The 20,252-nt window shown below is 71.0% G+C and carries 15 protein-coding genes; 11 read left to right on the top strand and 4 right to left on the bottom strand.

Features of this window, described 5'->3' with window-relative positions; all coding sequences use genetic code 11:
- Positions 1 to 83 precede the first annotated feature (83 nt).
- From pstA to ACWDR3_RS25850, 8 genes are all read left to right on the top strand, one after another.
- A complete protein-coding gene (gene pstA / locus ACWDR3_RS25885) occupies positions 84 to 1,364 on the top strand; it encodes a phosphate ABC transporter permease PstA (protein ID WP_450354962.1) in 1,281 nt (426 codons plus the stop codon).
- A complete protein-coding gene (gene pstS, locus ACWDR3_RS25880; protein ID WP_450354961.1) occupies positions 1,361 to 3,058 on the top strand; it encodes a phosphate ABC transporter substrate-binding protein PstS in 1,698 nt (565 codons plus the stop codon). Before pstA ends, pstS begins: the two co-directional genes overlap by 4 nt.
- Complete coding sequence (locus tag ACWDR3_RS25875; protein ID WP_450354960.1) at positions 3,058 to 5,523, top strand: hypothetical protein; 2,466 nt, start codon at positions 3,058 to 3,060, stop codon at positions 5,521 to 5,523. Before pstS ends, ACWDR3_RS25875 begins: the two co-directional genes overlap by 1 nt.
- A 246-nt stretch (positions 5,524 to 5,769) precedes the next feature.
- Entirely contained in the window at positions 5,770 to 6,744 is a 975-nt protein-coding gene (locus tag ACWDR3_RS25870; protein WP_450354959.1) for a hypothetical protein, read from the top strand.
- Positions 6,745 to 6,841: 97 nt separating this feature from the next.
- The gene (locus tag ACWDR3_RS25865; RefSeq protein ID WP_450354958.1) at positions 6,842 to 8,500 is read left to right on the top strand and encodes a hypothetical protein; all 1,659 of its coding nucleotides are present in this window, start codon (positions 6,842 to 6,844) and stop codon (positions 8,498 to 8,500) included.
- 136 nt (positions 8,501 to 8,636) lie between these two features.
- Positions 8,637 to 9,578, top strand: coding sequence for a sortase (locus ACWDR3_RS25860; RefSeq protein ID WP_450354957.1), 942 nt, complete (start codon positions 8,637 to 8,639; stop codon positions 9,576 to 9,578).
- 36 nt (positions 9,579 to 9,614) lie between these two features.
- Positions 9,615 to 10,484, top strand: coding sequence for a phosphate ABC transporter ATP-binding protein (locus ACWDR3_RS25855; RefSeq protein ID WP_450354956.1), 870 nt, complete (start codon positions 9,615 to 9,617; stop codon positions 10,482 to 10,484).
- On the top strand, positions 10,481 to 11,209 hold the full coding sequence (locus tag ACWDR3_RS25850) for a hypothetical protein (RefSeq protein ID WP_450354955.1): 729 nt from the start codon (positions 10,481 to 10,483) through the stop codon (positions 11,207 to 11,209). Before ACWDR3_RS25855 ends, ACWDR3_RS25850 begins: the two co-directional genes overlap by 4 nt.
- A gap of 177 nt (positions 11,210 to 11,386) precedes the next feature.
- On the opposite strand, the gene ACWDR3_RS25845 is transcribed toward ACWDR3_RS25850, so the two are convergent.
- Positions 11,387 to 12,562, bottom strand: coding sequence for a hypothetical protein (locus ACWDR3_RS25845; RefSeq protein WP_450354954.1), 1,176 nt, complete (start codon positions 12,560 to 12,562; stop codon positions 11,387 to 11,389).
- A 216-nt stretch (positions 12,563 to 12,778) separates the two neighbouring features.
- Between ACWDR3_RS25845 and ACWDR3_RS25840 the strand changes: the two genes are divergently transcribed.
- Positions 12,779 to 14,347 carry a purple acid phosphatase family protein gene (locus tag ACWDR3_RS25840; protein ID WP_450354990.1) on the top strand — a complete coding sequence of 523 codons (1,569 nt, stop codon included), beginning with the start codon at positions 12,779 to 12,781 and terminating at the stop codon, positions 14,345 to 14,347.
- A gap of 18 nt (positions 14,348 to 14,365) precedes the next feature.
- Here ACWDR3_RS25840 and ACWDR3_RS25835 read toward each other — a convergent pair whose 3' ends face one another.
- From ACWDR3_RS25835 to ACWDR3_RS25825, 3 genes are all read right to left on the bottom strand, one after another.
- Positions 14,366 to 15,997, bottom strand: coding sequence for a phospho-sugar mutase (locus ACWDR3_RS25835; protein ID WP_450354953.1), 1,632 nt, complete (start codon positions 15,995 to 15,997; stop codon positions 14,366 to 14,368).
- Between the two features lie 160 nt (positions 15,998 to 16,157).
- Positions 16,158 to 16,982: a purine-nucleoside phosphorylase gene (locus tag ACWDR3_RS25830; protein WP_450354952.1), complete on the bottom strand. Its 825-nt coding sequence runs from the start codon at positions 16,980 to 16,982 to the stop codon at positions 16,158 to 16,160.
- 185 nt (positions 16,983 to 17,167) lie between these two features.
- Complete coding sequence (locus ACWDR3_RS25825; protein WP_280878252.1) at positions 17,168 to 17,605, bottom strand: gamma-glutamylcyclotransferase; 438 nt, start codon at positions 17,603 to 17,605, stop codon at positions 17,168 to 17,170.
- A 95-nt stretch (positions 17,606 to 17,700) separates the two neighbouring features.
- Between ACWDR3_RS25825 and ACWDR3_RS25820 the strand changes: the two genes are divergently transcribed.
- Complete coding sequence (locus tag ACWDR3_RS25820) at positions 17,701 to 19,149, top strand: NAD(P)H-quinone dehydrogenase (protein ID WP_450354950.1); 1,449 nt, start codon at positions 17,701 to 17,703, stop codon at positions 19,147 to 19,149.
- Positions 19,150 to 19,351: 202 nt separating this feature from the next.
- A partial coding sequence (locus ACWDR3_RS25815; RefSeq protein ID WP_450354989.1) for a DeoR/GlpR family DNA-binding transcription regulator occupies positions 19,352 to 20,252 on the top strand: 901 nt, incomplete at its 3' end.

Here is a 20,252-nt window from a genome sequence, read left to right as displayed (position 1 = left end):
GCACCTCCGCCCCTCCTCCGCCCTCCCTCGCGATCCGGCCCAGTGCCTCCCCGCCCCACACGCCAGACAAGGAATGAGCGACCATGACCGTTGCCCCCGAAGCGCCAGGTGCGCGTGCGGCGACCGGCCGTCCGCGCACCACGCTGCCGGGCCCGGCCCGCGCCGTCGCGCCCGGCGGTGAGCGCCGGCGGGCCCTGACGCAGCTGCGCGCCACCGACGTGTACGCCATGGTCGGCGCCGCCGCCTCCGCGCTCTCGCTGACCTGGCTGCTGTTCGCCCGGCTGCTGCCCTTCAACGGCGCGGTCGGCTTCGTGGTGATGGCGTACGGCTTCTTCCTGCTGATCTACGCCCTGCTGGTCTCCTTCGACGAGGACGGGCCCGCGATCGTCGACCGGATCGCGGCGGCGGTCGTGCGGTCGATGGGCGTCCTGATGGTGGTGATCCTCGCCTTCGTCGTGTTCTACGCGCTCGTCGAGGGCCGGCAGGCGCTGGTGCACCTGAACTTCTTCACCCAGGACATGGAGTTGGCGGGACCGCTGGAGCCGCTCAGTGTGGGCGGGGCGCTGCACGCGGCGGCCGGCACGCTGATCATGATCGTGATCGCGCTGGTGATCACCGTGCCGGCCGGCCTGGTCTGCGCGGTGTTCCTGACCGAAGTGCCCGGCGCCTACTCGCGGTTCGTGCGCACCATCGTCGAGGCGATGACCGCGCTGCCCTCGATCGTCGCGGGCCTGTTCATCTACGCGACTGTGATCCTCGGCCTCGGCCTCGACCAGTCCGGCTTCGCCGCCGCGCTCGCCCTGTCGGTGATGATGCTGCCGATCATCATCCGGGCCGCCGACGTCGTCATCCGGCTGGTGCCCGGCACCCTGCGCGAGGCCAGCTACGCGATGGGCACGAGCCGTTGGCGCACGGTGTGGCACGTGGTGCTGCCGACCTGCCGCTCGGGCCTCACCACCTCGGTGATCCTCGGCACCGCGCGCGGCATCGGCGAGACCTCGCCCGTGCTGCTGACCGCCGGCTTCACCTCCGAGCTCAACCTCGACCCGCTGCACGGCCCGATGGTCTCCCTGCCGCTGGCCACCTTCGAGTTCGTCAAGTCGCCCGAGCCGACGATGATCTCGCGCGGCTTCGGTACGGCGGCCCTGCTGATGGCGCTGGTGCTGCTGCTGTTCATCGCCGCCCGGATCGTCGGCGGGCGCGGCCCCGGCCAGTTGACCCGCCGTCAGGAACACCGGCGCGTGCTCGCCTCCCAGCGTGACGCGCGTCGATTCGCCCACCGCGCGGCGGCCCCCGCCGCCGCGCACCTCCAGCTCCCCGCCCCGCACTCCGACGTCCGTACCGAAAACGGGAGTTCCTCGTGAGACCCGCCACTCGTTTCCGTCTGGCGGCCACCGTGCTGTCACTGCTGTGCGCCCTGCTCGCCGTCCAGCCGCAATCGGCCACGGCGGCCTCCTACGCGAAGATCACCGGCTCCGGCTCGACCTGGAGCTCCAACGCCGTCCAGCAGTGGGTGCGCAACGTCAAGGCCAACTACGGCATGACGGTCAACTTCACCGCCAACGGCTCCTCGCAGGGCCGTGAGCAGTTCAAGAACAAGACCGTCGACTTCGCGGTCTCCGAGATCCCCTACGGCCTCAAGGAACAGGGCGTCACGGACACCCCGCCCAGCCGCGGCTACGCCTACATGCCGATCGTGGCCGGCGGTACGGCGTTCATGTACAACCTCAAGATCAACGGCAAGATGGTCACCAACCTGCGCCTGTCCGGCGATGTGGTCACCAAGATCTTCACCGGGAAGATCACCCGCTGGAACGACCCCGCGATCGCCGCCGACAACCCGGGCCTGACCATGCCGGCCCGCGCGATCGTCCCGGTCGTCCGCTCCGACGGCTCCGGCACCAGCGCCCAGTTCACCACCTGGATGTCCAAGCAGTACCCGGCCCTGTGGAGCGACTACTGCTCCCGCACCGGGCGCGGCAGCGGCAACTGCGGCATGACCTCCAACTACCCGCTGCTCAGCGGCTCCGCGATGATCTCCAAGTCCGGCTCGCTGGGCGTCTCGGGCCATGTGCGCCAGCCCTCGGGCGAGGGCGCGATCACCTACGTCGAGTACTCCTACGCCAAGAACACCGGCTTCCCGGTGGCCAAGGTGCTCAACAAGGACGGCTACTACGTCGAGCCGACCGCCGCGAGCGTCGCGGTGGCGCTGACCAAGGCCGAGATCAACGAGAACAAGCAGTCCGTGAACTACCTGACGCAGATCCTCGACAAGGTCTACGCCAACCCGGACGCCCGTACCTACCCGCTCTCCAGCTACAGCTACATGATCCTGCCGACCAAGGCGGAGGCGGGCTTCACCAACGCCAAGGGCAACTCGCTGGGCACGTTCGCCCGTTACTTCCTGTGCGACGGCCAGCAGCAGGCGGACGACCTCGGTTACTCGCCGCTGCCGAAGAACCTCGTGCAGGCGGGCTTCGCCCAGATCCGCAAGGTGCCGGGCGCACCCACGGGCAGCATCAACATCAACAGCTGCCGCAACCCCACCTTCTCGGGCGGCGTCAACACCCTGATCAAGAACGCCCCTTACCCCAAGTCCTGCGACAAGAAGGGGTCGACGCAGTGCACCACGGGCACCGCAGGGGCCGCGGACACCGACACCCCGGTGAAGCCGGGCGCGCAGGGCGGTAACACCTCGGGCGGCTCCGGCTCGTCGGGCGGCGGTTCCTCCTCCGGCGGTTCGTCCGCCACGGGCGGTACCGGAGGCAGTGACACCAACGGCGACGGAAAGCCCGACAGCACCGCGAGCGCCACGGCCGGCGGCACCTCGGGCGGCACCGTCGACCCCGACACCGGCGAGGTCGTCAGCGGCGACGGCACGGGCACCGGCGACACCTCCGTCGCCGCCAACCCGGTCAGCCTCGCCTCCGACAGCGCCGGCGGGATGCGCGGCGCCCTCATGGCGCTGTCGGCGGTCCTGCTCGTCCTGGTGGTCGTCGGACCACCGCTCACCGCACGGGCGCTGGCGGCACGGTCGCGCCGCAAGAGGGAGTTCTGATGAGACGGCTGACCCTACGGACGCCGGCCGGCCGGCGCCGGGTGACCGCGGGTGTGGGCTGCCTGCTGTCCGCCGTGGTGCTGGCGGTGCTGCCGCTGCCCCCGGGCACGGACCGGGCGCAGGCGGCGACGGGCGAGAGCTCGGCGGTGACCAAGAGCGGGACCAAGGGGACGAACGGCGACGACTTCTCCGGTCTCAAGGTCACCGTGCACCAGACGAAGAACCTGACCGGGCAGGGCGTCCAGGTGTCCTGGACGGGCGGGCAGCCGTCCGAGGACGTGTACTCCAACTTCCTGTCGATCATGCAGTGCTGGGGCGACGACGCGTCCGGCCCCGACCGCACCCAGTGCGAGTACGGACTGGGCGCGGGATCGCAGGCGGGAGACGGCCGGTTCGTCTATCAGGCCGGCTCCGGGATCGGTGACCCGCTGGAGACCGAGACCTCGACGCCGGTCGACAAGAACGGCACCCACTACGTGCCCTTCCAGCCGGTCGAGGGCCAGGGCGATCCCACCACGAGCGGCACGGACACCACGTACTTCACCGACGGGGACACCAACGGCGTCGCGTTCCTGCCGAACGACGGCGACGGCGGTGGCGACATCGCGTTCGAGGCGAAGTCGGCCGTCGAGCAGCCCGCCCTCGGCTGCGGCGCCCGCACCACGGCGGCCGGCACGATGCAGCCGTGCTGGCTGGTGGTGGTGCCCCACGGCACCCACGACCCCGACGGCAGGACGCACGGCGGGGGCAACCAGGTCGCCTCCTCGCTCAGCAGGACGAACTGGGACCAGCGCATCGTCTTCCCGCTCGACTTCGCGCCGGTCACGGACAACTGCGACCCGGACAAGCCCGAGCGCGGGATCATGGGCTCCGAACTGGCCACCGACGCCATCACCTCGTGGCAGAGCGCGCTGTGCAGGACCGGGGCGTACCGCTTCAACTACACCCAGTCCGGTGAGCAGCAGGCGCGTGACGCCGTGACCTCGGGCGACTCGGCGGCGGGGCTCGCCATGACGGTGGATCCCGTCGAGCCGGTCGACGGCATGGCCCAGGTGGTGCAGGCGCCCGTCGCGGTCACGGGCCTGACGGTCGGCTTCGTCTGGATGTACGACAGCGGCGGCACCCAGACACTGCCGCTGCACGAACTCAAGCTGAACCAGCGGCTGTTGGCCAAGGTGCTCACCCAGTCCTACCCCTACAGCCTGCTCCAGCCGACCGACGGCACCCCCGAGTACCTGGCCGGCAATCCGGCGTCCATCGTGAAGGACCCCGAGTTCCTCGAACTCAACCCGGACCTCGCGGGCCAGGCGGCCGGCAACGCCCCGCTGGGTCTGGCCGTCACCGTGGACAACACCGACTCCGCCCGCATGGTGTGGAAATACATTCTGGCGAACAGCGCCGCGAAAGAATTCATCGAAGGAAAAGCCGACCCCTGGGGAATGAAGGTGAACCCCTCGTACAAGGACGGGGTCGTCTCGGATTCCCTGGACTTCTATCCCAAGTCTGATCTCACGCCCACGAAAGTAGTCTGCCCGTCGAGCAACGGCCTCTCGATCACCCGCACCGGCCTCGACGTCGTCCCCTATGTCAATGACATGCACGAGGGGGCGCTGAAGGTGCGCCGCGGCGACATCGGCACCGCTTATGAATGCGTCGCCACCAACAACGTGCCGAAACTGACCCCGCTGGGCCGTCCCATCCCGACGAAACAGCGGCAGTACGGCTTCGTCGACAACGCGTCCGCGACCCGCTATCTGCTGGGCGCCGCCGCCCTGGCCAACGCCGACGGCGAGTACGTCAAGCCGACCACCGACGCCCTGCTCAAGGCGGTCGCCCAGATGCCCGACTCGGACGTGGCCGGCGTCAAGACCACCGACCCGACCCGGATGAAGGACGGCGCCTATCCGCTGACCGCCGTGGTCTACGCGGCGGCCTCCCTCGACCAGGCCAAGGACGCCCGGCAGGACTACGCCAAGGTGATCCGCTACGCGGCCGGCGACGGACAGACCCAGGGCACGGTGAAGGGTCAACTGCCCCTCGGTTACGCGCCCTTGCCCGTGGCCCTGCGCACACAGGCGAAGCAGGTGGCGGCACAGCTGGAGAAGGGCCTGCCCGACGCCGAGGAGTCCGACGGCGGCACCTCCGGAGGCGGCGGCGACCTCAGCGGCACCGGCAGCGGCGGCTCGCTCGGCGGCGCCGACGGCGGCACCGGCACCGGCGGTTCGGCCGGCACCTCGGGTGCCGCGGCCGACCCGGGCGGCTCGGACACGCCCGCGCCCTCCGCCGCCCCGTCGGAGACGGACCCGGCCAAGCAGAACGTGGCCCAGTCCGGCGGCTCCACCCCGTCGGAGGTGCTCGGACTGATCCGCTGGGTGCTGCTCGGCGTCCTCGTGGCCGGCGGCGTGGCCGCCCTCGCGGGCCCGGTCATGCTGCGCCTCTCGGCCCGCCGGGCGAGCGGCCCCTGAGTATTTCGAAACGTCCGGATTCCCCGGGGAGAAATACCTCCCGGGGAATTCGTACACTGCTCCAGGAATTCCCTTGGAGTCATTTAGGAAACGGACTCGTAACCTGATGACCGGCTGGATTTGGTGGTCGTAGGAACGGGTCTGCGGAATTGTTCTTCGTGGCCGGCCGACGGGTCGGCGGCGAAAGAGATCCGGATTTTGCTTGTACGTCCTTCGCTCGATCCGTTTCCACGGAGGAGAACCAAAGTGAACGTCAAGTCCCGCCTGCGTATCGGTGCCGGTGTCGGAGCGGTCGCGCTGGGCCTCGGTGCCCTGGCCGCCCCCGCCTACGCGGACCCCAACCCGGTCACCGACTACCGTCAGCTCGCCGGTGTCGGCTCCGACACGACCCAGGACGTCGTGAACGCCCTGGGCGACTCGATCACGAACTCCGGCGGCAAGGTCATCGCCTCGTGGAACGCCACCGGTTCGGCCACGATCAAGACCAAGGCGACCGGCTGTGAGATCAACCGCCCCGACGGCTCCGGCGCCGGCATCACCGCGCTGAACACCGCCCTGGACGGCAACACCGGTTGTGTCGACTTCGCCCGTTCCTCGCGTGGTCCGAACAACTCCACCACCACGGACCTGACCTTCATCCCGTACGCCAAGGACGCGGTGTCCTGGGTGAAGCAGGCCGGCAGCGCCGTCCCCGACGACCTGACGACCGCCCAGCTCAAGGGCATCTACGAGTGCACCATCACCTCGCTGAACGGTGTCGCGCTCACCCCGATCCTGCCGCAGTCGGCCTCCGGCACCCGCGCCTTCTTCCTCAGCTCCATCGGCGTGACCACCCCGGGCTCCTGTGTCACGACGAACTCCTCCATCCAGGAGAACGACGGTTCGGCCATCGACAGCGCCGGCGACATCTTCCCGTACTCCGTGGCCCAGTACACGGCCCAGGAGTCCTTCGTCGTGGACGACCGTCGCGGTGACGCGGTGCTCGGCTCCGTGAACGGCGTGGTCGCGCGCAACGACGACCTCTCGCTGAACCTGTCCTTCCCCTACCTGCGCAACGTCTACAACGTCGTGCCGACCGCCAAGCTCTCCGACTCGGTGATCGCCGACACCTTCGTGGGCACCGGCTCCAAGGTCTGCACGAACTCCTCCACCATCAGCCTCTACGGCTTCGGCACCCTCGGCAGCGACTGCGGCAGCACCACCCTCAAGGGCGAGAGCTGATCACCGACTCGTAGCCGCGCAACGGCCGGGCACCCACGGGTGTCCGGCCCTGTCGGCATTTCCATCCACGACCCAGACCCCGCGGGGGGACCACCACATGACTCACCGACTCGCCCATCTCAGATCACCCGTAGCCCTGTTGACCTCCTGCGCGCTGCTGTTCGCCGCCCTGGCCGGGGTGCTCGCCTTCTCGGGGCGGGCCAGCGCGGCCACCGACCTCGGCAAGTTCACGGTCACCCCGGCCGCGGGGAAGATCGCGGACATCCCGATGGTCACGTCCGTCACCACGAGCACGGGCTGCAACGCGACCACCGCGCAGACGATCGTGCTCCGGCTGATCAGCCCGACCAACCCCAACTCGCTGCTGCCGCTGGCCCAGTCGTCGACGAAGACCGGTGCCAGCGCGGACCCGTTCACGGTCGCGCTCCAGGCCACCGCGGCCAAGCCGAGCCTGCAGTCGGCCCTGACGAGCGCGGGCGTCGTGGCGCCCTACGACGGCACGTACACCGTCGCCCTGATGTGCGGCACCAGCACGACCGCCGACCGGTTCCTCGCCAAGATCCGTGTCACGGGCGACAGTTGGGCCCTCCTTGAGCAGCAGCCCACGACCCTCGCCCTGACCACGCCCGCCAGTGTGCCGGTCAACGGCGATCTCAAGCTCACCGCGACGGTGACACCGGCCGTGGCGGGCTCGGTGGAGTTCAAGACCGGCGACACCTCGCTCGGCAAGGCGGACGTCACCAACGGCACCGCCGAACTCACGGTCAAGGCCCCCGCGGTCGGCGGCCCCCGTCCCTACGACGCGGTGTTCACGCCCACCGACGCCGAGGCCTACTCCAGCTCGCAGGCCTCGGCCGGCGCGAACATCAGTTACGTCGTCTCCGCCAAGGACGCCGACGGCAAGGTCCTCGCCGCCAACCCCACCCTGTACATCGGCCAGAAGGTCAAGGTCACCGTCCAGGGCTTCACGCCGGCCACCGCCGTGCACGTGAACCTCACGAACTCCACCGCGACCTACGAGGACGTGACGGCGAACGCCGACGGTGTCGTGGCGGACTACGCGTTCACCGTGCCCAACGCCCTGCCCAACGGCGCCCACTCGCTCCAACTCTCCGAGAAGACGGGCGTCTTCGCCTCCTTCGACCTCGTCAGCACCGACGAGACGCCCTCCAGCCCCACCCCCACCGAGAACCCCGACCTCTCGGTGACCGACGAGGACGGCAACGCCCTCGACGCCAACCCGAACCTCGAAGCGGGCCAGAAGGTCAAGATCACCGCTCGTGGCTACACCGCGTCCGCCGCGGTCGAGGTGACCCTCGCCGACAGCGAGGAGACCTTCCTGGACGCCAAGGCGAACGCCGAAGGCACCGTCGAGAACTACGAGTTCACCGTCCCCGAGGACATCGAGGACGGCGACCACACGCTCACCCTCGCCGAGGACAAGACCGACGGGCAGAGCGTCGACTTCGCGTTCACGACCGGCGACGACTCCAGTGAGTCCCCGGAGCCCAGCGCGTCCGACTCGGCGAGCGACGGCACGGACACCGGCGGCTCCGACAGCGGCGGTTCGGACACGGGCGGCAGCTCCGGCGGTTCCGGCGGCGGCACCGGCGGCTCCATGGCGGCCACCGGCACGCAGATCGGCGCGATCGGCCTCGCCTCCCTCGCGTTCCTCTCCGCCGGCGGGGCGCTCGTGCTGCACATGCGCCGCAAGGGCCTGCTGTCCTTCGGCAGCGACACCCCGCAGCACCACTGACCGGCCGGGCGGTCCGGGGGCGCACGCCGACGCGCCCCCGGGCCCGCCCGTCCGCCGTACGGGAGCCGCCGTACGAGAGAACTCGCGCACGAGACGTCGTACGCAGGAAACCGTCCCGCTTCGAGGAGCGCACCCCGTGACCACGCTCGCCCCGCCTCCGACCCACCCGGCGCCCGCCGGCCCGCCACCGCCCCCCGAACAGCCGCGGCAGGACACGCCACGGCTCCCCGCCCGCCCCGGGCTCGCACTCGCCGGGGCGGCCCTGTGCGTTCTCGCCGCCGTGCTCCTCGGGTTCGCCGCGAACCTCACCGTCGTCGGGCATCTCCAGCACGCCCGCGACCAGCAGACGGCCTACGACGAGCTGCGCCGCCAACTCGCCCTGGGCACCGCCCCGGTGGGCCAGCGCGACTTCGAGGGCAAGCTGCTGAAGGCGGGCGCGCCCGTGGCGCTGCTGCGGATCCCCGCGCTCGGCCTGCGCGAGGTGGTCGCCGAGGGCACCACCTCCGAGGTGCTGATGTCGGGCCCGGGCCACCGCCGCGACACCCCGCTGCCCGGCCAGGCCGGCACCGCCGTGATCATGGGCCGCCAGTGGGCGTACGGCAGTCCCTTCAACGACCTGCACCAGCTGCCCGTCGGTACCCGCGTCGAACTCACCACCGGACAGGGCAAGTCGGTCTATGAGGTCACCGGCATCCGCCGGGCCGGCGACGAGCTGCCCGCCCCGATCACCGGCGGCCAGGGACGGCTCACCTTGATCACCGCGACCGGGGCGCCGTACACACCGAGCGGCGTGCTCCGCGTCGACGCCGAGCTGATCACGCCGGTGCAGCCCAACCCGCCGCGTGACCTCAGGTCGGGCTGGATCGCGGACTCCGAACAGGCCCTGGGCACCGACCCCGGCGCCTGGCTCGGCGTCTTCCTGTGGACGCAGGGCCTGTTGATCGCCTCGCTGCTCGCCGTGTTCACGTTCCGCGTCTGGGGCCGCTGGCAGACCTGGATCTGCGCGGGCCCCGTGCTCGTCGCGCTCGGCCTCGCCGACTCCCAGGCCATCACGGCCCTGCTGCCCAACCTGCTCTGAACCACCGGACCCCGCACGGAAGTTGACACCCACGCCATGTCGACCATCGACAACTCCGACCTCACCGACACGATCGTCCAGCCGCCCGTCGTGGACACGAGAGCCACCCACACCGCCCTCGCCGGCGGCGGGCCCGCGACCCTGCGCGCCGACGCCGTCTCAGCCTGGTTCGGCGACCACAAGGTCCTCGACCGGGTCTCGCTGACCATGCCGGCCCGTGAGGTCACCGCGCTCATCGGCCCCTCCGGCTGCGGCAAGTCGACCTTCCTGCGCATCCTCAACCGCATGCACGAACTGATCGGCACGGCCTCGCTGGCCGGCCGCGTGCTGCTCGACGACGAGGACATCTACGACCGCGGCCGGCGCATCACCCACGCCCGCCGGCAGATCGGCATGGTCTTCCAGAAGCCCAACCCCTTCCCGGCCATGTCGATCTACGACAACGTCCTGGCCGGCCTCAAGCTCAACGCCATCAAGGTCACCCGCGAGGGCAAGGACGACCTGGTCGAGGAGTGCCTCACCAAGGCGGGCCTGTGGAAGGAGGTCAGGGACCGGCTCCGCCAGCCCGGCGGCGCCCTCTCCGGCGGCCAGCAGCAACGCCTGTGCATCGCACGGTCGTTGGCGGTACGCCCGCGCGTGCTGTTGATGGACGAACCGTGCTCGGCGCTCGACCCGACCTCGACCCGGCGCATCGAGGAGACCATCGCCGAGCTCAAGTCGGAGGTCACCATCGTCATCGTCACCCACAACATGCAGCAGGCCGCCCGCGTCTCGGACAGCTGCGCCTTCTTCCTCGCCTCGCAGGGCACCCCCGGCGTGATCGTCGAGCACGGCCCCACCGACGCGATGTTCAACTCCCCGCAGGACGAGCGGACTTCGGACTACGTGAACGGACGGTTCGGGTGACAGGACGGCACCGCACGGGCCGGCACCGCACGGGCCGGTCCCTCGCCGGCGCGCTCACGGCGGCCCTCCTGCTCGCCGGCTGCGGAACGGGGACGCGGGCCACGCACACCGCCGACCGCGCACCGACCCCTTCGGTGCCGCAGGCCACGTCCGCGCCCGCCACCGACGGCACCACCGAGCCGCCCGCCCCGGCCTCCCTCGCCCCGCCCGTCCGCCGCACCCCCCGGCCCTCCGCGAGCGCCGACGGCCGGGTCCGCGGCCCGGACCTGTCCCGCCCGGCGCCGGCGCCGACTCCCGCCCGCAGCAAGGCAGTCCCCCCGACCCCGACGCCCTCCCCGCTCGCCACGACCGGCCGCCCGAAGGGCACCAGCATCCGCATCGGCACCTGGTCCGCGGGAGTCATCAGAGGCGGCCAGGAGGAGGTGGACGCCTGCGAGGAGGCCGTGCAGTGGACCGGCCCGCTGCTCGGCACCGAGGACGGCTACGAACTGCGCACCGCCGTCATCGTCGGCCACGACTACTGCGGCTTCGACCGCTTCGCCACGCTGCCCGTCGGCAGCAGGGTCACGATCAGCTCCCCGCGCGGCAGTTGGACCTACCGGGTGTACGCCCACTACATCACCCCGGGCCGGGGCGCCCCGGCCGCCGGGCTCTACTGGGGCGACCTCACCCTGCAGTCGTGCGTGGGGCCGGACACGGGGTTCAGTTACCTGATGCGTGACTGAACCCCGTGCCCTCTGCGCACGGCATCCCGCCTGTTGTGTGAAAGGGGGGCGGCGGGGCTGCCCGGCCACGGATGTCTCCAAGGGGGGAGGAGCACATCCGTACCGCCGTTCCAGAATGGGGCGGGTGGGACCGGAGCAGGCGTCCGGGGAGCATGCGACAGCCCAACTCCCCGTTAATCAGGGCGCGCTGGGCCACACCAGGGCCATATAGGCCCCGCAGTACGCCGAGCCGAGCACCGCCGCCGTCAGGACCAGCGCGCGGTACCGGCGCGAGGCGCGGGCCAGATGCAGGGCGAGCGGCAGCAGCAGCGGGAAGCCCGGCAGCAGGAAGCGGGCGCGCGGGAAGTAGACGCCCCCGCTGCACAGCACGATCACCAGCAGCACGCCGGTGAAGACGAGCAGCGGCAGCGGCTGCCGGTCCCACACCGACAGCGCGTACAGCACCACCGCCACGATCAGCGCGCAGGACACCAGCACGAAGAACAGCTCGGGCGTGGAGTCGTACATCAGGTACTCGCGCATCCGGCGCAGGGTCTGCACCCCGCCGTCCACCTCGTTGTGCCACAGCCGCTGCACGGCGAAGTAGCCGTCCCAGCGGCCAAGGCGCAGCCCCACCCAGCCGACGTACCCGCACCAGCCGAGCGGAGCCAGGACGGCGGCCGCCAACAGGCGCGGGTCGAAGGGGCGTCGGCGCAGCGCGAGCAGGGCCCAGACGGTGACCGCGGCGGCCACCGCGATGCCGGTCGGGCGGGTCAGTCCGGCCAGCGTGGCCAACACCCCGGCCAGCAGCGGGCGTTCGGTGAGCACCGCGTACAGCGCCCAGGCCGCGAACGCCGTGAACAGCGACTCCGTGTACCCCATCCACTGCACCAGGCCCACCGGCAGCGCGGCCCACAGCACGGTCAGCAGCACCCCGACCCGGCGCCCGTGCAGCCGGTCGCCCACCGCGAAGACGCCCCAGGCGGCGACGATCGAGGCGACCACCGCGATGCCCAGACCGGTGGAGGCGCGGGAGCCCGGGGTCAGGACGACGACGGCCTTCATCAGATACGGGTAGAGCGGGAAGAAGGCCAGGTTGTTGGCGTCCCGCGCGGTGCCCAGCACGTGTGCGTAACCGTGGTCGGCGATGCCGAGGTACCAGTCGGCGTCCCACTGGACCGCCAGGATCGGCCACACACCGTGGTGCTGCCGGTGCGCCCAGAGACCGAGCACCAGCAGACCGAGGAGCCGTACGGCGAGATAGGCGAGGAGGGCGGGGGCCGCGCGGAGCCACACCGGCGGGGGAGCGGGCCTCGGTGAGCCGGCGGGTGAGGGGGTCGCCCGGGGTGTCGCCCGGGTGGCGGTCGAGGACACGGCGGTGGCTCCAGGGCTGACTCGGCGGTGCGTTCGCCGTACACCGTTGCCGCCGCGCCCCGGTCGGGCACGGACCCCAGGTCAACGGACACGGGTAAATCACCCGATGGGGTGCTACGGACCCGTACATGGGTCAATACAGAGGTTCAGTCCAGTCACCATTCACCGGCCGCTGCCAGCGTCACGCCCATGAACTCTCCGCTGCACACGCCCCGCATGGGCATCCCCGCCGAACTCGCCGACAGACTGACCATGCCGGAGCGGCACGCGTACCTCCGCACCGCCCTGTCCCGCCGCGGCCTGCTCCGCACCAGTGCGATCGCCGCGGCCACGGGCGCGGGCCTTGCCGCCGCGGGCCCGGCCAGAGCCGCGAGCCCGGACCTGATCACCCGCCCGGCCACCGAGTCCGTCGACGGCGCGCTCGTGGCGCCGTTCGGCCGCCATCTCGCGTACGGCGCCGACCCGCGCACCCAGATGCGGGTCTCCTGGCAGGTCCCGCTCCCCGTCCGCGATCCCTACCTGCGGATCGGCCTGAGCCCCCTCGACCTCGGCCACCGCGTCCACGCCGAGATCCGCGACCTGTTCACCCCGGCCGGCGTCGGCAAGAGCGCCGACATCGACCAGTACTACGTCCACGCGGCCCTGGACAACCTGCGCCCCGGCACCACCTACTACTACGGCGTCGGCCACGACGGCTTCGACCCGGCCCACCCCGGCGCCGCGCACACCGTCTACTCCTTCACCACCGCCCCCGCCGAGCGCACCGCCCGCCCCTTCACCTTCACGGCGTTCGGCGACCAGAACCCCAGCTACACCTCCATCGGCCTCAACGCCCTGGTGCAGGCACAGAACCCGGCCTTCCACCTGCACGCCGGGGACATCTGCTACGCCGAGGAGACCGGCCACGGCCTGCCCGCCGACGCCAGCAGCTACGACGCCCGCCAGTGGGACCAGTTCCTCGCCCAGATCGAGCCGCTGTCCAGCCGCGTGCCGTGGATGGTCGCGTTCGGCAACCACGACATGGAGGCCTGGTACTCACCCAACGGCTACGGCGGCAACGAGGCCCGCTTCACCCTCCCGGAGAACGGCTTCGACCCCGACAACGCGCCGGGCGTCTACTCCTTCGTCCACGGCAATGTCGCCGTCGTCTCGGTGGACGCCAACGACGTCTCGTACGAGATCCCCGCCAACATCGGCTACACCCACGGCAAGCAGACCGCCTGGCTCGACAAACGCCTGGGCCAGCTCCGCAAGACGCCGGGCATCGACTTCATCGTCGTCTTCCACCACCACTGCGCCTACTCCACCACCACCTCGCACGCCTCCGAGGGCGGGGTGCGCGAGCAGTGGGTGCCGCTCTACGAGAAGCACCAGGTGGACCTCGTGGTCAACGGCCACAACCACATCTACGAGCGCACCGACCCGGTCGTCCAGGACAAGCCCGTCCGCGCCCTGCCCATCGGCGGCACGCACGAGCCCGCGCGCGGCGGTGTCGTCTACGTGACGGCGGGCGCGGGCGGCGAGAGCGTGTACGCCTTCCCCGTGGCCGACAGCTACGAGGGCCACGAGGACGAGGTCGGCCCGGTGCCGACGTACTACACCGGCTCGGGCGGCAAGGTCACCGAGAACGTCGACTGGTCGCGGGTCCGGTACACCGGTTACTCCTTCATCCGCGTCGACGTCACCCCCGCCCACCGGCACGGCACCTCGACCCTGACGGTACGGGCGCTGGCGGCGACGGGCGCGGAGGTGGACCGCTTCACGGTCAGGCGGAAGGCCAACTGACCGCAGACCGAAGGTGGTTCAGATACCGGCGGCGGCCGAGAGATCGCGCTTGATCGCCGCCAGCAGGTCGGACGCCGTGGCCCGTGCCGCCGGAAGATCCGCGTGCGCGGCCACCGGCACGACGACCTCCAGGTAGCACTTCAGCTTCGGCTCGGTGCCGCTCGGGCGGACGATCACCCGGGCCCCCTCCAGCGTGTACCGCAGCCCGTCGGTGGGCGGCAGCTTGTCGGTTCCGCGGTCCAGGTCCTCGGACCGGGTGACGGCGAGCCCCGCCAACGCGGTCGGGGGCCGCTCCCGCAGCCGCCGCATGGCAGCGGCGATCACGGACAGGTCCTCGACCCGCACCGCCAACTGGTCGGTGGCGTGCAGCCCGTGCTCGACGGCGAGGTCGTCGAGGAGATCGAGCAGCGTCCGCCCCTCCTCCTTCAACTCCGAGGCCAGCTCGGTGACGAGGAGCGCGGCGGTGATGCCGTCCTTGTCGCGCACGCCGTCGGGGTCGACGCAGTACCCGAGGGCCTCTTCATAGCCGTACCGGAGCCCGTCCACGCGGGCGATCCACTTGAACCCGGTGAGGGTCTCCTCGTACGGCAGCCCGGCCTTCTCGGCGATCCGGCCGAGCAGCGACGACGACACGATCGACTCGGCGAAGGTCCCGCGCGCCCCGCGCCGCACGAGATGAGCGGCGAGCAGCGCGCCGACCTCGTCCCCGCGCAGCATCCGCCACTCGCCGCTCTCCTTGACGGCGACGGCACAGCGGTCGGCGTCGGGGTCGTTGGCGATGATCAGGTCCGGATCGGTGGCCCGGGCCCGCGCGAAGGCGAGGTCCATGGCGCCGGGCTCCTCCGGGTTGGGGAAGGAGACGGTCGGGAAGTCCGGGTCGGGCTCGGCCTGTTCGGCGACGAGCACGGGTTCCGGGAACCCGGCCCGCGCGAAGGCGGCCATCAGTACGTCCTTGCCGACGCCGTGCATGGCGGTGTAGACGGTACGGGCGCTACGCGGCGACCCGGCCGCGAGGACAGCATCGGTACGGGCGAGATAGGCGTCGAGAACGGAGTCGTCGAGGATCTCCCAGCCGCCGTCGGGCCGCGGAACATCGTCCAGGCGCGCGACGGCATCGATCTCGGCGGCGATCTCCGCATCCGCGGGCGGCACGATCTGCGAACCGTCACCGAGGTACACCTTGTACCCGTTGTCGCGGGGCGGGTTGTGGCTGGCGGTGACCTCGACCCCGGCGACCGCGCCCAAGTGCCTTATGGCGTAGGCGAGTACGGGAGTGGGCAACGGCCTCGGCAGCACGGCGGCCCGCAGCCCGGCGCCCGTCATCACGGCGGCGGTGTCCCGGGCGAAGTCGGCGGACTTGTGCCGGGCGTCGTACCCGACGACGACCAGCCCGCCCGTCTCGCCCTTCCCCTTGAGATACGCGGCGAGCCCGGCGGCGGCCCGGATCACGACGGCCCGGTTCATCCGCATGGGCCCGGCCCCCAGCTCACCGCGCAGACCCGCGGTGCCGAACTGGAGGGTCCCGCTGAACCGCTCCCCGAGTTCACCGACATCCCCGGCCTCGATGAGCTTGCCCAGCTCGTCGCGGGTCTCCGGATCCGGGTCCTCGGCGAGCCAGGCCTGGGCCCGGGCGATGAGATCGTCGTGCACGGTCGCTCAACCTCTCGTTGACAACTGCTGTGCGGGGGCTGGTCTTTCGAGCTGGTCTTTCTTCGACGCCGGTCCGTATCTTTCAGCCCGTCCGGCGTTTGAGGACGAGGCCCTTTCGGGGCCGAAGGGGGGTCCGGGGGCACAGCCCCCGGCAACGCGCCTAAAGCCGACCGAGCACCTGAGTGAGCAGCGACCCCATACGCGTAGCAGAGTCCCGACCCGCCTGAAGAACCTCTTCGTGGTTCAGCGGCTCCCCAGTCATCCCCGCGGCAAGGTTCGTCACCAGGGAAATACCCAGCACCTCAGCCCCCGCCTCACGCGCGGCGATAGCCTCCAGCACCGTCGACATGCCCACCAGATCCGCCCCGATCACCCGAGCCATCCGAATCTCCGCCGGAGTCTCGTAGTGCGGCCCGGGGAACTGCGCGTACACGCCCTCCTCCAGACTCGGGTCGATCTCCTTGCACAGCGCCCGCAGACGGGGCGAGTACAGATCGGTGAGGTCGACGAAGTTCGCGCCGACGATCGGAGAGGTCGCCGTCAGATTGATGTGGTCGCTGATGAGCACCGGCTGCCCCGGCCGCATCCCCTCCCGCAGACCGCCACACCCGTTGGTGAGGACGATCGTCTTGCTGCCGGCGGCCACCGCGGTGCGCACACCGTGCGCGACGGCGGCGACGCCCCGGCCCTCGTAGTAGTGGGTACGGCCCAGGAAGACCAGGGCCCGCTTCGCGCCGATCTGGTACGAGCGGATCGTTCCGCCATGTCCCTCCACCGCCGGCGGCGGGAAGCCGGGCAGCTCGGTGACCTGGAACTCGGCGTCGGGTGTGCCGAGGGCGTCCACGGCCGGAGCCCAGCCCGAGCCCATCACGAGGGCGACGTCGTGGGTCTCGGCGCCGGTCAGTTCGCGCAGGCGCGAGGCGGCGGCGTCAGCGGCGGCATGGGGGTCGCCCTGGATGTCGTCCGGAAGAAGAGATGCGTTCACGCGATGAGGGTAGCCGGTCTGGGCCTACGCGCGTAGATGACAGAGCTCACGGGAATGCGATCGTTGTCTTGTCGTTTCCAACGAGACCTGTGAGCGGGATGTGCGTGGGAAGCTCTCAGCGGGGCCGCTTCCGCGGCTCCACCACATGGTTCAGCAGGGCCGCCCGCGCGGCTCCACCACACGGTTCAGCAGGGCCGCTTCCGCAGCTCCATCACATAGTCGTGCGGCGCCCCCGCCGACTCCGCCGCGTCCGCCAGCTCCCCGAGATACCGGGCCGACGGCAAGCCACCCTCGTACCCGTTGAGGACGTACACCCACGACGGCTCCTCGCCCTCCAGCGTGTGCACCCGCACCCGCATCCGGCGGTAGATGCCGAGGCCGACGCCCTCCCACCGGTCCATGGACTCCTCGTCCAGCGGCGCGATGTCGTACAGCGCGACGAAGACCTGGCACAGCGGGTCCTCGACCAGCGTCGCGAGCGCGCCCTCCCAGCCCATGTGCTCGCCCCCGAAGGTCAGCCGCCACCCGTTCAGCCAGCCCGTGGCGCGCATGGGCGAGTGGGGGGCGCGGCGGGTCATCAGCCGCGCGTCGAGGTTGCCGGCGTACGCGGCGTAGAGCGACATGCGTCGAGGGTACGGCAGCCGACACACGCCCCTCTCCGGTCCCACGGACCCCTCGGGTCGCCCCGGGGCGGTGGCACCTTGAAGCGTGCGGGACAATGGGGTACGTGACTCGGATCGTGATCATCGGTGGCGGACCCGGCGGATACGAAGCTGCCCTGGTAGCGGCGCAGCTCGGCGCGGAGGTGACCGTCGTCGACTGCGACGGTCTGGGCGGGGCGTCGGTGCTGACCGACTGCGTGCCGTCCAAGACCCTCATCGCCACGGCGGAGGTGATGACGACCTTCGACTCCTCGTACGAAGAGCTCGGCATCATCGTCGCCGACGACACGCCACCGCTGGAGCAGGCGGCCCGGGTGGTCGGCGTCGACCTCGGCAAGGTGAACCGGCGTGTGAAGCGGCTCGCCCTCGCCCAGTCGCACGACATCACCGCCTCCGTCACCCGGGCCGGCGCCCGGGTCATGCGCGGCCGCGGACGCCTGGAGGGCATGCAGGCCCTCGACGGCTCCCGCAAGGTCGTCGTCAGCGCCGCCGACGGCACCGAGGAGACCCTGACCGCCGACGCCGTGCTCATCGCGACCGGCGGCCACCCGCGCGAGCTGGACGACGCCCTGCCCGACGGCGAGCGCATCCTCAACTGGACGCAGGTCTACGACCTCACCGAGCTGCCCGAGGAACTCATCGTGGTCGGCTCCGGCGTCACCGGCGCCGAGTTCGCCGGCGCCTACCAGGCCCTCGGCTCCAAGGTCACCCTCGTCTCCTCCCGCGACCGCGTGCTGCCCGGCGAGGACCCGGACGCCGCCGCCGTCCTGGAGGACGTCTTCCGCCGCCGCGGCATGAACGTCATGGCCCGCTCCCGCGCCGCCGCCGCCAAGCGGGTCGGCGACCGGGTCGAGGTCACCCTCTCCGACGGCCGCGTCATCACCGGCTCCCACTGCCTGATGGCCGTCGGTGCCATCCCGAACAGCGCGGGCCTCGGTCTGGAGGAGGCCGGCGTGCGGGTGCGCGAGTCGGGCCACATCTGGACCGACAAGGTCTCCCGCACGACCGCTCCGGGTGTGTACGCGGCCGGTGACGTGACCGGCATCTTCGCGCTCGCCTCCGTGGCCGCCATGCAGGGCCGGATCGCCATGTACCACTTCCTCGGCGACGCGGTGGCCCCCCTCAACCTCAAGACGGTCTCCTCGAACGTCTTCACCGACCCCGAGATCGCCACCGTCGGCTACTCCCAGGCCGACGTCGACTCCGGCAAGATCGACGCCCGCGCGGTGAAGCTGCCGCTGCTGCGCAATCCGCGCGCGAAGATGCAGGGCATCCGGGACGGCTTCGTGAAGCTCTTCTGCCGCCCCGGCACCGGCATCGTGGTCGGCGGTGTCGTGGTCTCCCCGCGCGCCTCGGAACTGATCCATCCGATCTCGATCGCCGTCGACAACAATCTGACGGTCGAACAGATCGCGAACGCGTTCACCGTCTATCCGTCCCTTTCGGGGTCGATCGCCGAGGTGGCCCGACAGCTGCACACCCGGAAGGCGACGGGCGAGGCCTGACCGCCGAAACGGACTCCCCGCTGGTCACGGGGAGTTGTCGAGCATGCGTACGGCATAGTCGGCGCGGGTAGGCCTTATACCACTCCCCGTGCTTGTGTGCGAACAACTTCTGCTATTCGGCGCAAACTGCTGAAAGCAGACGGTCGTCCGCGTTACTGTCAGTTTCGTGTTCGCTGCAGAACGTCGCCAATTGATCCTCGAAATGGTGCGAGCGAACGGGGCCGTGTCGCTCCGTGAACTCGCCCGCGTCGTCCAGACCTCCGAAGTGACCGTACGGCGGGACGTGCGCGCACTGGAGGCAGAAGGACTCCTCGACCGCCGGCATGGCGGTGCGGTACTGCCGGGCGGGTTCACGCGGGAGTCCGGCTTTCCGCAGAAATCACATCTCGCGACCGCCGAGAAGACGGCCATCGCCGATCTCGCCGCGGGCTTCGTCGAAGAGGGCGAGGCCATCGTGGTCGGAGCGGGTACCACCACGCAGGAACTGGCACGCCGGCTCGCCCGGGTGCCCGGACTGACCGTCGTCACCAACTCCCTGTTGGTGGCCCAGGCGTTGGCCCATGCCAACCGGGTCGAGGTCGTCATGACCGGCGGCACCCTGCGTGGCTCCAACTACGCCCTCGTGGGCAGCGGTGCGGAGCAGTCCCTGCAAGGGCTGCGGGTCTCGCGGGCCTTTCTGTCCGGGAGCGGGCTCACCGCCGAGCGCGGGCTCTCCACGTCCAACATGCTGTCGGCGTCCGTCGACCGGGCGTTGGTGCAGGCCGCGGCGGAGGTCGTCGTCCTCGCCGATCATACGAAGCTCGGTTCGGACACGATGTTCCAGACGGTGCCTACGGATGTGATCACGCGGTTGGTGACCGATGAGCCGCCGGCTCATGACGACCGGGCGGGGGCGGAGTTGCAGGCGCTGGCGGATCAGGGCGTGCAGATCGCTGTCGCGGGTGCGTCGGGTAATGCGGCGGGGAATGATGCGGTCCCCCCGCGGGGGGCTCGCCGGGATGTGGCCCTGCCGGGGCCTCGCCGGCAAGGGGCGGGGTTGCGGGCGGCGAATCTTGGTGAGACTTCGCCAGGTGCCGAGCGGGCTCGCGTTGCTGATATGCGGC

This window comes from Streptomyces sp. NPDC001002 (assembly GCF_053599215.1).
The sequence above is the reverse complement of the archived record's forward strand: the minus strand, read 5'-3'. Positions and strand labels throughout refer to the sequence as shown.